We start from the raw sequence: 13,846 nt of genomic DNA, 5'->3' as shown, positions 1-13,846 counted from the left end.
CAGCCCTGCCCGCGTGCCTGATGGTCTGCTCGCGCGCCTGACGGCCTGCCCGCGCGGCAGCCCTGCCCGCGTGCCTGATGGTCTGCTCGCGCGCCCGATGGTCTGCCCGCGCGGCAGCCCTGCCCGCGTGCCTGATGGTCTGCTCGCGCGCCCGATGGTCTGCCCGCGCGGCAGCCCTGCCCGCGCGACAGCCCTGCGCGCCGCGCCCCCGGCGACGTCGTGTCCTCCGGCGACGTCGTGCTGTCCGGCGGCGTCGTGCCCTTTGACGACCGCCGCACCCGTCATCGCGGCTGTGGCAGCAACCGGTCGGGGCCCTTCTGCTCCTCCTCGCGCAGCTTCGCGCGCAGTTCCCGCTCCGACTCCGACAAGGGGCCGGGCGCGACCGGGGGCGGCACGCCCTGGACCGTCTCTCCCGCCGGTACCGGCGGCTCGTAGTGGGTGGGGGCCGTGCGGAGGGTGAGGGCCGTCGTGCCGATCAGGGCGACCGTGAAGGCGATGGCGGCCCGGGTCCAGAAACGGGCCCGGCGCTCACTGGCCTTGCGGACGGTCGGTGGTTTGGAGGCACGCAGCCGCTCGGTGGAGGCCAGTTCGACCAGCCGCCAGTGCAGTGTTTCCGGGTCCGCGAGCTCCGGCAGCCGCTCGGCGACCGCCTCGCGCGCGTGCGCCAGCCGGTTCACGGCCGCGCGGGTGCTCGCCTCCGTCTCCGCCGCCGTCTCCGGCAGGCCGAGCCCGACCCCGTCGTAGAGCACGAGTGTGCGGCGGTAGGACGGCGGGAGCTTCAGCAGGGTGTCCATCAGCGCACGGTCGAAGGCGTCGGACGGGGGCGGCTCGGGGTACCGGTGACGCGGCCGGAACCGGTGCCACGGGGAGAGCGCGCACTCGTACGCCATCGCACGCACCCAGCCCGCCGGGTCACGGTCGCGGGCCACCTCGGGCCACCTCTGCCAGGCGATCTGGAAAGCCCGTTCCACCGACTCCCGGGCCAGTTCGCGGCGGCCGGTCAGCAGGTAGGTCTGCCGGACGAGTGCGGGGGCGCAGAAGGCATACAGGGCGTCGAAGGCCTGGTCGGGTGTCAGGGCGGCGACGGCGTCGTCCGGTCGGCGCGGTGACGTCGTACGCGGGCGGTCCGTGAGGATGACGCGGAGTCCGTGCGGGACAGGGGTGTCGCTCCGGTCGGGGACGGTGACGGGTCCTCGGCCGCGGTCCTTCGCGGCGGGCCGCTTCCGGTCGGTGGGGGCGGGCTTGCGCCGGGTCCGGGCCGCTCGCCGGGCAGCCGCCGCCTCGGGCGGAGTCGCGGGCTCGCCGGCATCGGCGGGAGTCTCCTGAGGGGGCGTCACCTCCGCCTCGTCACCCAGTGAGTTGAGCAGCTTCGCGTACTTCTCCCCTTTGCGGCCGCGCGGCGTGGAGCGGCCGGCCTCCCACCCGCGCACCGTCTCGCTGGTGACGCCCACCCGGGCGGCCAGCTGAGCCCGCGTCAACGAGGCGGCCTCGCGCAGGCGTCGGCGTTCCTCGGGTGGGGGGAGGGGGATGGCAGGGCTCTGTGTCACAGGGCGCCCCTCCGTCCAGAAAAGTACATAAACGTATATTGAGCGACACGGCGATGGTTCGCCTGTTACGACGGGAAAACGCGTGTCGTTGGGAGCATGGCGGTCGTGATCGAGACGACCGCTCGCCGACGTTCACCGGCGTCCCTGCTCACCCGGATGCGCGACCGTTCGCCCGGACTGGCCGGCGGGTTCACGGGTGGTGCCCTCGCGGCGGGCCTGGGGCTCGCGTCGTTCGCGTTGCTCGTGATGCTGCTGTGGATCAGCTCGCCGTATCCCGACAGCGGGCCCGGCGGGGCCATGCACGTGGCGGCGGCCCTGTGGCTGCTGGCGCACGGTGCCGAGCTGGTCCGCACCGACACGCTCTCCGGTGTCCCCGCCCCCATGGGCATCCCGCCCCTGCTGTTGCTGGCACTGCCGGTGTGGCTGCTGCACCGGGCGGCACGGGACGCCACGGACGGCGGGGGAGGAGACGAGGACGACGACTCCGGGGCGGACGCCGAACCGGTCGCGCCCCCGCGCCTGGTCGCCCCTCGCACCGCGTGGGCAGGCGTGGTCCTCGGCTACCTGGCCGTCGCCGCGCCCGCCGCCCTGTACGCCGCCGGAGGGGCACTGCGCCCGTCCTGGGTGGGGACGGGGCCGTGCGTCCTGCTGGTCGCCGTCGTGGCCGCTGGGGCGGGCGTGTGGTCGGCGCACGGCCGTCCCCACAGGCCGCTGCGGCGGCTGCTGGGTGTGCTGCCGGTGGGAGTGCGCCCGCTGGTGCTCGGCCCCGACGGGCGCCCTGGTGTCGCCGCCCGGGCCGCGGCGGCCGGGGTGGCGGTGCTCCTCGGCGGCGGTGCGCTGCTGCTGACCGTGTCGCTGGTGGGGCATGGCGCGACGGCCCAGGCGTCCTTGCTCCGGCTGACCGAGGGGTGGTCAGGGCGGGTCGCCGTGCTGCTGCTGTGCGCGGCTCTGGTCCCCAACGCGGCGGTCTGGGGTGCCGCCTACGCCCTCGGCCCGGGTTTCACCCTCGGTACCGGCCACGCGGTCGGTCCGCTGTCCTCGGCGCCGGCTCCGTTCCTTCCGCCGTTTCCGCTGCTGGCGGCGGTGCCGGTGGCGGGAGAGGGGACGCCGCTGCACTGGGCGGCCGGGGTGGTGCCGATGGTCGCCGGGGTGGTCGTGGGCTGGACGGTGGCCAAGCGGGCGGCGTCCGCGGAGGACGCCGCGACGACGCCGGGCAGTACGCGGACTGCGGTCTGGCCGACCGGCCGTACGGCCCGTGCCGCGGCGCTGGCTTCTTTGCTGGGCGCCGTGGTGCTCGCGGGGCTTGCCGGGCTGGCGGGCGGGCCCCTCGGCTCCGGTGTGCTGTCCCGTTTCGGCCCGGTCTGGTGGCAGGTCGGCGCCGCGACACTGGCCTGGCTGGGGCTGTCGGCGATCCCGACGGCGATCGGCGTACGGGCTTGGCGGTGCCGGTCGCCGCGTGCGGTTGAACCGACGATCGGCAGGCCGCGGGAGGACACGGCTCAGGGCGCCCGTGGGGCCGGGTGGCTGCGGAAGGGTGCACGGCTCGGCCCCGGTTGGTTCACGCGCACCGGAGTCGCCGGGATCGCGGGAGTGGTCGGAGCCGCCGGAGCCGCCGACGCAAATCGGGCAGCAGGGGCTTCTCGGGCAGCCGGAGAGGCCGACGCCCCTGGGAGTGCCGGGCGGGCCGGGGACTTCGAGAGCGGCGGACGTTTTCCGGGTGCCGGAGCCGCTGACGCCCCCGGGGGTGCCGGGCGAGCGGGGGCCTACGACGACGGCGGACGCTTCCGGGGTTCCGGAGCCGCCGACGGCAGTCCGGGTGCCGCGAGCGCCAAGGGCGGCGACGGCGCCGCCCCCTTCTGGGATCTCGGAGATCCGGGGGGTGCCTGGGGCGTCGGTGACCCGGGGCGCCACGGGCGTGACGCGGCACCGGCGGACGCCACCCCGGCGCCGCACACCTCCGACCTCGCACCGGACAGGTCTTACGCCCCCTACGCGCCCTTCGAGCACGACGCCCTCTCCGGGCTGAAGGACCACGACCGGCACCGTGGCACGGACTCCGGGCTCTACGACTTCCTGCCGCCCGGCCCTGCCCCCGAGTCGCCCGACGCTCCGGCTCCGCCCGACCGGTCCTTCCCGCCGGAGAACCGCTAGGGCGTCAGTCGTCCGTCCCCAGCAGCCCTCGGAGTTCCTCCGGCAGAAGCGTGGAGCAGGTCTGCTTCGCCTCGTTGGTCAGGGCGTCGTTGGTGCACGTGTAGTAGTCGCGGTAGACGAGCTGCGCCGTGAAGGACGCGGCGACCAGGGCGATCGCCAGGGACGCCGTGACCAGGCCGCTCACCGCCGCCGTCGTCTGAGGACGACCGCCCTGCTGCTCGGGGGCCGGGGAGTCCGGGTCGGGCCGGCGGGGCTTGGCGCGCAGGGAGCTGATGGCCCAGTAGAGGGCGAGCGCGCCGAGCAGCAGGGCCACGTACGGCCAGCTGAAGAGGGCGAAGAAGAAGGCCCACATGCCCGACAACAGGGCATAGCGCGCCCGGCGCTGGGTGGGGTCCGTCGGGTCCCAGCGCATGTTCGGGCCGCCGCCCTGGGGGCCGCCCTGCCCCTCGGGCCCGCCGCGGGGACGCTCACCGAAGCCGCCGGGGGAGCGGCCGGGCTGCTGGTCGCTCCACTGGCTGCCCCAGGGCGAGCGGTCGCGCCCGCCGCCGTCTCCGGAGTCGTGGGAGCCGTCACCCGACGGGTGTCGCGGCTGCCAGGGCCGGTCCGGGGTGCCTTCGGGCGGCGGGGCGAAGGGATTGTCCTCCTGGGATCCGCGCCCCCGCCCGTCCCCGCCCGAAGGCGCGTCGGGCGGTGTGCTGGAGCGCTCCCGCAGCAGCACGGCGCCGCGCTCCCCTCCCTGCGGCGACAGCTGGGGGAACGTGAGGAGTCGCAGGCTGCGGTCCGGCATCAGGTGAGCGTCTTCCCGTTGGTGAGGAGGAGTGAGTGGACAGAACGGAACGGCGTCGGACCCGGGTCCGTCACCTCCTGAACGCACCACGTCCGGACGTCGTTCCCGAACCGGCTCCGCCCAGACGCTACCTTCCGGCCACGCCCCCGTCCCGTGGGGGCCGTGCGGTGTGCCGGTATCGTTGCTGACGGTCGGCCGGTTCGTAGGCTTCCCCGTATCCGGGAACGCAAAGCATTTGTACGAAAGTACAAGACGTTGAGTGCCGGCCGCCTTGGACAGACGCTTCCCCGAGAAAGGCTCCACCGTGGCCGCCAAGCCCGTGGCCCCGCGCACCAAGCGCCTCGTCGTGCTGGTCTCCGGATCCGGCACCAACCTTCAGGCGCTGCTCGACGAGATCGCCGCCGTCGGCGCGCAGGAGTACGGGGCCGAGATCGTGGCCGTCGGCGCGGACCGCGAGGGCATCGAGGGACTGTCGCGTGCCGAGCGCGCGGGACTGCCGACCTTCGTGTGCAAGGTCAAGGACCACGGCAGCCGCGAGGAGTGGGACGCCGCCCTCGCCGAGGCCGTCGCCGCTCATGAGCCCGACCTCGTCGTCTCCGCCGGGTTCATGAAGATCGTCGGCAAGGAGTTCCTCGCCCGGTTCGGCGGACGGTTCGTCAACACGCACCCCGCTCTGCTGCCCAGTTTCCCGGGGGCCCACGGCGTGCGGGACGCGCTCGCGTACGGCGCCAAGGTCACCGGCTGCACCGTCCACTTCGTCGACGACGGAGTCGACACCGGGCCGATCATCGCGCAGGGCGTGGTGGAGATCCGGGACGAGGACGACGAAGGCGCTCTGCACGAGCGCATCAAGGAAGTCGAGCGAAGGCTGCTCGTCGAGGTCGTGGGGCGCCTCGCCCGCAACGGCCATCGCATTGAGGGACGAAAGGTAGTTATCCAGTGACCGCCGAGAGCAACAAGCGGCCCCTTCGCCGGGCGCTCGTCAGCGTCTACGACAAGACCGGGCTCGAGGACCTCGCGCGCGGGCTCCACGAGGCCGGGGTCGAGCTCGTCTCCACCGGCTCCACCGCCGCGAAGATCGCCGCTGCCGGCGTCCCCGTCACCAAGGTCGAGGAGCTCACCGGCTTCCCCGAGTGCCTGGACGGCCGGGTCAAGACCCTGCACCCCCGGGTCCACGCCGGCATCCTCGCCGACCTGCGCCTGGAGGACCACCGGCGGCAGCTCGCCGAGCTGGGCGTCGAGCCGTTCGACCTCGTCGTCGTCAACCTCTACCCCTTCCGCGAGACCGTCGCCTCCGGCGCCTCGCCCGACGAGTGCGTCGAGCAGATCGACATCGGCGGTCCCTCGATGGTCCGCGCCGCCGCCAAGAACCACCCGTCGGTCGCGGTCGTCACCAGCCCCGCCCGGTACGCCGATGTGCTCAAGGCCGTCCAGAACGGCGGCTTCGACCTCGCCACCCGCAAGCGGCTCGCCGCCGAGGCCTTCCAGCACACGGCCGCCTACGACGTCGCGGTCGCCTCCTGGTTCGCCTCCTCCTACGCCCCCGTCGACGAGTCGCGGTTCCCCGACTTCCTCGGCGCCACCTGGGAGCGCGAGCACACCCTGCGCTACGGCGAGAACCCGCACCAGCCGGCCGCGCTCTACGTCACCCCGGAGGGTGGCGGTCTCGCCCGGGCCGAGCAGCTGCACGGCAAGGAGATGTCGTACAACAACTACACGGACACGGACGCCGCCCGCCGTGCCGCGTACGACCACGCCGAGCCGTGCGTCGCGATCATCAAGCACGCCAACCCCTGCGGCATCGCGATCGGCGCGGACGTCGCAGAGGCGCACCGCAAGGCGCACGCCTGCGACCCGCTGTCGGCGTTCGGCGGCGTGATCGCGGTCAACCGCCCGGTCAGCAAGGAGATGGCGGAGCAGGTCGCGGAGATCTTCACCGAGGTCATCGTCGCGCCCGGCTACGAGGACGGGGCCCTGGAGGCCCTCACCAAGAAGAAAAACATCCGCGTGCTGCGCTGCCCCGACGGCCCCTCGGCCCCGGTCGAGGTCAAGCCGATCGACGGGGGCGCGCTGCTCCAGGTCACCGACCGCCTCCAGGCCGAAGGCGACGACCCGGCCGACTGGACGCTGGCGACCGGCGAGGCGCTGAGCGCCGGCGAGCTGGCCGAGCTGGCCTTCGCCTGGAAGGCCTGCCGCGCGGTGAAGTCCAACGCGATCCTGCTCGCCAAGGACGGTGCCTCGGTCGGTGTGGGCATGGGGCAGGTCAACCGCGTCGACTCCGCGAAGCTCGCCGTCGAGCGGGCGGGTGCCGAGCGCGCCGCGGGCGCGTACGCCGCGTCCGACGCGTTCTTCCCCTTCCCGGACGGCCTGGAGATCCTCACCGAGGCCGGAGTGAAGGCCGTGGTCCAGCCCGGCGGTTCGGTCCGCGACGAACTCGTCGTCGAGGCCGCGAAAAAGGCGGGCGTCACGATGTACTTCACGGGGACGCGGCACTTCTTCCACTGAGAGTGCCGGTGGAGCGGGCCGGCGGCACAGCCCGGCCCGCTCCGTACGGCTCAGGCGTCGACCTCGTACCGCCTGACCTTCAGGAAGTACCGCAGTTCCTCCGGGATACCGTCGATGGCGTCCTCGGCGGCCGCGCGCAGCGCCGCGCTGATGGTCGGGTCGGCGAGGATGCGGGCGAGGGCGACCCGGTCGTCCTCGGCCTGGGCGAGGCGGTGGCCGGACTTCAGGAAGGCGCGCATGTCCTCCACGGTCCCGTCGAGCGCCTCGTTGGCCTCGCGGGTGACCCTGCGGCCGCTGTCCTCGTCGCCCAGGATGCGCAGGATCGCGATCCCGTCGGTGGATCACTGCCAAGGCGGGCAGTCTTCGGGCGGTGCCCCTGCCGGGTCGTGGCCGGGGCCGCCCGGCACACCCGTCACTTCGCACTGCGCAGTGCCGCCCATGTTTCGGGTCCGACCTTGCCGTCGGGGCTGAGTCCCCCGGAACGCTGGAACTCCCGCACGGCCGCGTCGGTGCCCTTGCCGAACTGGCCGTCCACGCCCGTATCACCCAGACCGTAGCCGCGTTCGGTCAGCATGCACTGCACCTGCACGACGCGCGGGCCACGGTCGCCGCGCCGGGTGAGTTCGGTGCCGGAGTAGTGGGTGCACCGGGCGATCCAGGGCGGGGTGGCGGGTTTCGTCGCGGTGCTGGTGGGGGTGGGGGCCTGGGCGCTGCCGCCGCTGTCGCTCCCGGTATCGCCGCTGCCCGAGGGGGCGGTGGCGCCACCGTCGGGGGTGGCTCCTGCTCCGTCGGCACGGCCCGCCGACCCGGACGCATCCCTGCCGGCGTCTTCCCGCGTCCCCTCCGTCACCGCCTCCGTGCCGGTCTTGTCCTCCTGCGTGGCGGAAGGCGAAGCGGAGGAGCCGGGCCGGACAGAGGCCGGTCCGTCGACGGGGGTGACGCCGCTGGAGGCCGTCGGCGAGGCCGACGCGCCGTCGCCGAGGTCCGGGCGGGTGAGGAGGAAGGCGCCCGCGGCCACGGCGGCCACGGCGATGACGGCCGCGATGGCGAGATGGGGCACCTTTCGCGCACGGCGGTCGGCGTGCCCGCCGGTGGGGGATGTGGCGGAGGGGGCGTCCTGAACGGGCGGCGTCGCCGGGCCGCCGTGCCGTCCCGGCGGCGTCGACGCCCGGACGTGGCCGGTCTCCTCGGCGGAGGAACGTTCCAGCAGCCGACAGCCCTGCTGCCGGGCGAGCAGACGGGTGGCCAGCGGTTCCTGCCAGGAAGAAGTGCGGCCGTGGCCGGCCGCCGCGGCCGCGGCGGTCAACTCCTGCGGGGCGGGCCGCCCTCCCGGGTCCTTGGCGAGGCAGGCGGACAGCAGCGCGGCCAACGCGGGGTCGGCGGCCGTCAGTTCGGCCATGACCTCCTGCTTGGGCTCTTCGAAGGCGACCCGGTGCATGACGTCCACGCCGGTGCCGTCCCCGAAAGGGGCGTGCCCGGTGGCGGCGTAGACGATCGCGCACGCGAGGGAGAAGACGTCGGAGGCGGTGTCGCAGCGGCCCTCGCGCAGGTACTCGGGCGCCATGTAGGGCGGGGTACCGACCCGGTTTCCGGTGATGGTGATCGAGCTGCTGTCGACGGCCTGCGCGATGCCGAAGTCGATGACGTGCGCGCCCTGCGGGGAGAGGATCACGTTGGACGGCTTGAGATCCCGGTGTACGACCCCGGCGGCGTCCAGTGCCGACAGCGCCCGCCCCAGCTCCGCCACCAGCCGCCACACGCCCGCCGGCTCGAGCGCACCGCACTCGCGAACGGCGTCGGCGAGGTTGAGGCCGGGCAGGTACCGGGTCGCCATCCACAGCAACTCGTCCTCGAATCCGCTGCCGAGCAGGGGTGGCGCGTGCGGCGTACGCAGCCGGGCGTGCACCAGGGCCTCCCGCTCGAAACGCCGCCGGAACCGGGGGTCCTCGGCGTACTCGGGGCGGATCACCTTGACGGCGGCGAGACCTGCGGTGTCGTCGGCGGAGCGGGCGAGGTAGACGCGGCCCATGCCGCCGCTGCCGAGCAGCCCGAGCGATAAATAGGGGCCGATCTGTCCCGGGTCCCTGGCCCGTAACGGACTCGCGCCCGCCTGTTCCAGCGCGGTGTTCCCGGGCGCTGGAGAGTACGGCGGCATCGGCCGTCGGTCTGACATGGGCCCCCCGATGAGCTGCGGTCTCGCAACGAACGCTCGCGTCACGCCAGTTGGACGGAAAGGCTACCGTCCCCGGGGAGTGGCGGCGAGCAGAGCGGACAGGGAACCTTCGGCCCTCTCCGGGACGAGGACGGTGGCGCCGTCCGGCTCCGGGCGGCCCGGGGCGTCGACCTTCAGCGTCTCGTACATCCGCACCAGCCGCGGATGCCACAGCTGCCGGTACATCTCGACCTCCCGCTCGATCAGGTCGTGCAGGTAGGTCAGCCCGCATGGCGTGGCCGTCCCGGTGGGCAGGCACTTCAGCACGGCCGTGGACGGCGGTTCGGTGCCGGTGCCGTCGCCGATGCGCCGGGCCGTGTACACGCTGCCGAAGGCGCCCGTCGCCATGGGCTCGCGCACCTCCCGGACGCCGACCCGGTAGCCCTTGGGTACCGGCACGGCGTGTGTCTCGGTCACCGGGCCGCCCTCGTCCGGTCAGGACGGCCGTGGATGCGGAAGGCGCGTGCGGGGACCGGCCGGAGGTGAGGCGTTCGCCGGACGCGTGTCGGGTCCGGGTGGGGTTTCGCTCGGCCTCCGTGGTCGGCGGAGATACCACGATGATGCTGTACAAGGTGCTCACCCCGTGTCTGAACGGCTACCACCTTCAGACCAGGGCGACGCACCAGGGCCGTGTCCCCCTCGTGCGGGTGGGACACGGCCCTTGGGTGTGCATGGAGTGAACCGGTCCGGTCGGCCGGGCCCGTTCAGTAGCGGGGGCGGTTGAACCAGGCCTTGCCGGCCGCGTTGCCGACGAAGACGGCCACCAGAATGGCGAGGATCGTGTGCACCAGGCCCACGACGACGAACGGGTAGATGCCGAGGACCGCCGTGATGATGGCGAAGACCAGGATGGTGACCCGGGCGCCGTTGCCGCCGTTCTTGAACTTCGTCGCCAGGACGGCCGCGAACACCAGCCAGGCCAGGCCGAACACCACGTAGCCCCAGATCAGCCCGGTCGAGTCACCCACCAGGTCCTGGAAGGCGGTGTTGTCCTTGAGGGACTCCTCGTCCTTCGCGGCGTTGAGCGCGATGGCGGAGAAGGCGAAGATGGCCACGCCGAGGACCTGCAGACCGACGATGACCCACATCATCACGCGGGCCGCGCTCACCGAGCCGGGCATCGTGGTCGGTGCGGCGGGGCCGCCGTAGGGGGAGACCGGAGGGGCCTGCGGGTAGCCGTAACCGGGAGCCTGCCCCTGATCCTGCGGGTAGCCGTAACCCGGCTGCTGCTGCGGCTGCTGCCCCTGGGGAGCGCCGTAGGGGTTGTTGGGGTCGCCGTAGCTCATGGGGGACTTTCCTCCGTTGGTCCGAGTGCGGGGACGACGCGTGACATCCGCACGGAGGAAATCTTCAGTATTGCGACCGTCCCCCCGTTGAACTGCCCGCGGCCCTTGTCATGTCATCGTTCTGCACCACTGACCGGCTTGTCCAGCCGCATTCCCGATGTGTTGTGCAAGTGCAACATCGCTGATCATGGGCGGATACGGGAGGACGGGCCCCGCGGTGCCCGGATTGCGGTCGGATTGGAACCGCGGCGGGGTCATCCGCGAGGATGGGGTCATGACCGCCCAGATTCTCGATGGCAAGGCCACCGCAGCCGCGATCAAGTCCGATCTGACCGCCCGCGTGGCGGCGCTGAAGGAGAAGGGCGTCACGCCCGGCCTCGGCACGATCCTGGTCGGGGACGACCCCGGCAGCCAGAAGTACGTCGCCGGCAAGCACCGCGACTGCGCGCAGGTGGGCATCGCCTCCATCCAGCGCGAACTGCCCGCCACGGCGACCCAGGAGGAGATCGAGGCGGTCGTCCGCGAACTGAACGAGGACCCGGCCTGCACCGGGTACATCGTGCAACTGCCGCTGCCCAGGGGCATCGACGAGAACCGCATCCTCGAGCTGATGGACCCGGACAAGGACGCCGACGGGCTGCACCCGATGAACCTCGGGCGCCTCGTCCTCAACGAGCCCGCCCCGCTGCCCTGCACCCCGAACGGCGTGCTGACGCTGCTGCGCCGCTACGGCGTGGAGATCAAGGGCGCCGAGGTCGTGGTCGTCGGACGGGGTGTGACCATCGGCCGGCCGATGCCGCTGCTGCTCACCCGCCGCAGCGAGAACGCGACCGTGACCCAGTGCCACACCGGCACGCGTGATCTGTCGGCGCACCTCAAGCGCGCCGACATCATCGTGGCCGCCGCCGGTTCCGCCCATCTCATCCGCGCCGAGGACGTGAAGCCCGGCGCGGCCGTCCTCGACGTCGGTGTCTCCCGCAGCGCCGAGGGCCAGATCGTGGGCGACGTCCACCCCGACGTCGCCGAGGTCGCCGGCTGGATCTCCCCGAACCCCGGTGGAGTCGGCCCGATGACCCGCGCCCAGCTGCTCGTGAACGTGGTCGAGGCGGCGGAGCGCAGTGTCGGCTGAGCACCGCGCCCCGGGCGAGCATGACACGCCGAGCGGGCAGGAGTCGCCGGAGGACATCACCGTCCGCGACCCCATCAGCGCGCCCGACGCGCAGGGGCGGCCGCGGCGGGTCACCCGGCGCTTCCCGCTGTTCACCAAGGACACCGCGCGGCCCGAGGGCGGCGGCCGGGCCGCGTCCGGGGACGCGCCCGCGCCGGCGCGCCAGTGGCCCGTGCTCGCCGTGCTGGGGCTGGCCGGGCTCGGGCTGCTGGTGACCGCGTTCGGCCAGTTCCGGTTCGGGACGCTGCTGATCGGTGTCGCTCTGCTGGGCGGCGGCGCGATGCGCTGGCTGCTGCCGGACGTCGGCATGCTCGCCGTCCGCTCCCGCTTCACGGACATCGTCACCTGCGGCCTGCTGGGCACCGTGATCGTCCTGCTGGCGCTGATGGCGCAGCCGAATCCGTGGCTGCAGATCCCGTTCCTGAAGGACACCCTGCACTTCACGGTCACCAACGAATGACTGACGGCGGCCCGTCCCTTCCCCCGAGGAGGGACGGGACGCCGTCACGCCCCACCCTCCAGCACGGCGAACGGCCTGTTCAACGGCTGTCAGTGCGCTGTGGCACGGAAGTGACGGTTCCGCTACGTCCCGCATCCAATTCGGCATGAAGTGGTGCAAGCGCGGGGCCGGCATGGACAATCGGGACGGTCCAGGGTGTACCGCGCGCGGTCACCATGCTCCTGTGCGCCCCTCGTCAGGGAACTGAGATCCTGAGTGGGCGCATCCCTGTGGGTATCCAGAACGGGGACTCGGCCAAGGCCGCCACGCGCGGGGCGAACAGCGCGAGAAATATCAGCACGTACCGGGGGGAAGAGGGGGAGCAATGCCTCGTTGGAAGGCCTTGCCGGATGAGCTCGATCCACAGATCAGGGAGTTCACCAGTCAGTTGCGCAGGCTCGTGGACCGCAGCGGCCTGAGTATCGCGTCGGTGGCGGACCGCACGGGCTACAGCAAGACGTCCTGGGAGCGTTACCTGAACGGCAGGCTGCTCGCGCCGAAGGGCGCGATCGTGGCCCTGGCCGAGGTCACCGGCACCAATCCGGTGCACCTGACCACCATGTGGGAGCTCGCCGAGCGTGCCTGGAGCCGCTCGGAGATGCGGCACGACATGACGATGGAGGCCATACGGATCTCCCAGGCGCGCGCCGCGCTCGGCGAGTTCGGCGGGCAGGACTTCACCGACCCCGCGGCCACCGGCAGGACGTCCTCCTCGGGCGGGGGCGAAGCGGCCTCCGCGGGCAGCGGCAAGCCCGCCCGCCGCGGTGGCACCACCGTCACGCCGGGCATCGCGGGACCGGCCGGCGTGGCGCCGTCCGTGCCGCCGCAGCCGACGGCCCCCGAGGTCCAGGACTCCACCGGCGCGGGTGTGCGGGAGAGCCGGAGGGCCGAGCCCGAGGTCAACTCATGGGGCATGGCCGGGTACCAGGGCCCGTCGCCGACGGGCGGGCGCTCCGCCGGTCCCGGCGCCGGCGGGGGCTCCCGGCCCGGCTCGGGGCCCGCCACCCCCGCCGGCTCGCCCGGCGGCCCCGGCCGGACCGCGGGCGGGGCGGGCTCGTACGGCGAACCGCAGGACGCCGTCCCGGCCCGGGCCGGCGGAGCCTCCGGTGGTTCCGGCGGGACCCGTCGCGCCGCCCCCGCCTCCGCGGGCAAGAAGCGGACCGCGACTTTCCTCGCGGGTGTCGTGGGCGTGCTCGTGGTGATCGCCGGCGCGTTCTACCTCACCGGCGCCGGTGGCGGAGACGAGAACAAGGGCAGCGACACATCGCCCTCGCCGACCGTCAGCGCCGACCCGAAGCTGCCGCCCGGTGTGAAGTGCAGTGGCGACAGCTGCACCGGCAAGGACGCGGAGGCCATGGGATGCAGCGGTGACCTGGTGACCACCGCGCGGACGGCGACCGTCGGCGCGGCCACGGTCGAGGTCCGCTACAGCGAGACCTGCAAGTCGGCTTGGGGGCGCATCACCCAGGCGGCACCGGGCGACGAGGTGCAGATCAGCGCGGGCAAGGCGAAGCAGTCCGGCGGCATCACCGCTGCCGGGGACACGATCGCGTACACCCCGATGGTGGCGGTGAAGAGCGCCGCCGACGCCAAGGCCTGCGCGACGCTGGCGGCCGGCCAGAAGGGCTGCACCGAGTAGGCGCGTGGAGCGGTCCACCCGGACCCGGGGAGAAATCTCGGACAGGGAGGAA

Annotated in this window: 10 protein-coding genes and 2 pseudogenes; 6 read left to right on the top strand and 6 right to left on the bottom strand. The window is 73.3% G+C overall.

Translation table 11 applies throughout. From position 1 onward, the window contains the following. Positions 1-281: 281 nt before the first annotated feature. Positions 282-1,547 (bottom strand): helix-turn-helix domain-containing protein, encoded by a 1,266-nt coding sequence (locus ACIQHQ_RS16835; protein ID WP_402612670.1) that lies wholly within the window; start codon positions 1,545-1,547, stop codon positions 282-284. Positions 1,548-1,643: 96 nt separating this feature from the next. Between ACIQHQ_RS16835 and ACIQHQ_RS16830 the strand changes: the two genes are divergently transcribed. Further along, on the top strand, positions 1,644-3,698 hold the full coding sequence (locus ACIQHQ_RS16830; protein WP_402612669.1) for a DUF6350 family protein: 2,055 nt from the start codon (positions 1,644-1,646) through the stop codon (positions 3,696-3,698). A 4-nt stretch (positions 3,699-3,702) separates the two neighbouring features. Here ACIQHQ_RS16830 and ACIQHQ_RS16825 read toward each other — a convergent pair whose 3' ends face one another. Continuing rightward, a complete protein-coding gene (locus ACIQHQ_RS16825; protein ID WP_402612668.1) occupies positions 3,703-4,485 on the bottom strand; it encodes a hypothetical protein in 783 nt (260 codons plus the stop codon). A 304-nt stretch (positions 4,486-4,789) separates the two neighbouring features. On the opposite strand from ACIQHQ_RS16825, the gene purN reads away from it, so the two are divergent. Both purN and purH read left to right on the top strand, forming a co-directional pair. Then, positions 4,790-5,428 (top strand): phosphoribosylglycinamide formyltransferase, encoded by a 639-nt coding sequence (gene purN / locus ACIQHQ_RS16820; protein ID WP_402612667.1) that lies wholly within the window; start codon positions 4,790-4,792, stop codon positions 5,426-5,428. After that, complete coding sequence (purH, locus tag ACIQHQ_RS16815) at positions 5,425-6,990, top strand: bifunctional phosphoribosylaminoimidazolecarboxamide formyltransferase/IMP cyclohydrolase (RefSeq protein WP_402612666.1); 1,566 nt, start codon at positions 5,425-5,427, stop codon at positions 6,988-6,990. The genes purN and purH overlap by 4 nt, the downstream gene beginning before the upstream one ends. Positions 6,991-7,040: 50 nt before the next feature. On the opposite strand, the pseudogene ACIQHQ_RS16810 reads toward purH, so the two are convergent. The 4 genes and pseudogenes from ACIQHQ_RS16810 to ACIQHQ_RS16795 all read right to left on the bottom strand — a co-directional run. Then, a pseudogene (locus ACIQHQ_RS16810) lies at positions 7,041-7,325 on the bottom strand (ALF repeat-containing protein); the annotation flags it as partial. 77 nt (positions 7,326-7,402) lie between these two features. Further along, positions 7,403-9,163, bottom strand: coding sequence for a protein kinase (locus ACIQHQ_RS16805; RefSeq protein ID WP_402612665.1), 1,761 nt, complete (start codon positions 9,161-9,163; stop codon positions 7,403-7,405). A 72-nt stretch (positions 9,164-9,235) separates the two neighbouring features. After that, positions 9,236-9,619, bottom strand: a pseudogene (locus ACIQHQ_RS16800) (protein kinase); the annotation flags it as partial. A gap of 287 nt (positions 9,620-9,906) precedes the next feature. After that, positions 9,907-10,488 carry a hypothetical protein gene (locus ACIQHQ_RS16795; RefSeq protein ID WP_402612664.1) on the bottom strand — a complete coding sequence of 194 codons (582 nt, stop codon included), beginning with the start codon at positions 10,486-10,488 and terminating at the stop codon, positions 9,907-9,909. A 274-nt stretch (positions 10,489-10,762) separates the two neighbouring features. On the opposite strand from ACIQHQ_RS16795, the gene ACIQHQ_RS16790 reads away from it, so the two are divergent. The 3 genes from ACIQHQ_RS16790 (at position 10,763) to ACIQHQ_RS16780 (ending at position 13,794) form a co-directional block, all read left to right on the top strand. Then, positions 10,763-11,617, top strand: a complete 855-nt coding sequence (locus ACIQHQ_RS16790) for a bifunctional methylenetetrahydrofolate dehydrogenase/methenyltetrahydrofolate cyclohydrolase (protein WP_402612663.1) — start codon at positions 10,763-10,765, stop codon at positions 11,615-11,617. Beyond that, the gene (locus ACIQHQ_RS16785) at positions 11,607-12,116 is read left to right on the top strand and encodes a DUF3017 domain-containing protein (protein ID WP_402612662.1); all 510 of its coding nucleotides are present in this window, start codon (positions 11,607-11,609) and stop codon (positions 12,114-12,116) included. The genes ACIQHQ_RS16790 and ACIQHQ_RS16785 overlap by 11 nt, the downstream gene beginning before the upstream one ends. Before the next feature lie 364 nt (positions 12,117-12,480). Then, positions 12,481-13,794: a DUF2690 domain-containing protein gene (locus tag ACIQHQ_RS16780; protein ID WP_402612661.1), complete on the top strand. Its 1,314-nt coding sequence runs from the start codon at positions 12,481-12,483 to the stop codon at positions 13,792-13,794. Positions 13,795-13,846: the final 52 nt, after the last annotated feature.

Origin of the sequence: Streptomyces sp. NPDC092370 (assembly GCF_044755265.1) — a bacterium.
Taxonomy (GTDB): Bacteria; Actinomycetota; Actinomycetes; order Streptomycetales; family Streptomycetaceae; genus Streptomyces.
The sequence above is the reverse complement of the archived record's forward strand: the minus strand, read 5'-3'. Positions and strand labels throughout refer to the sequence as shown.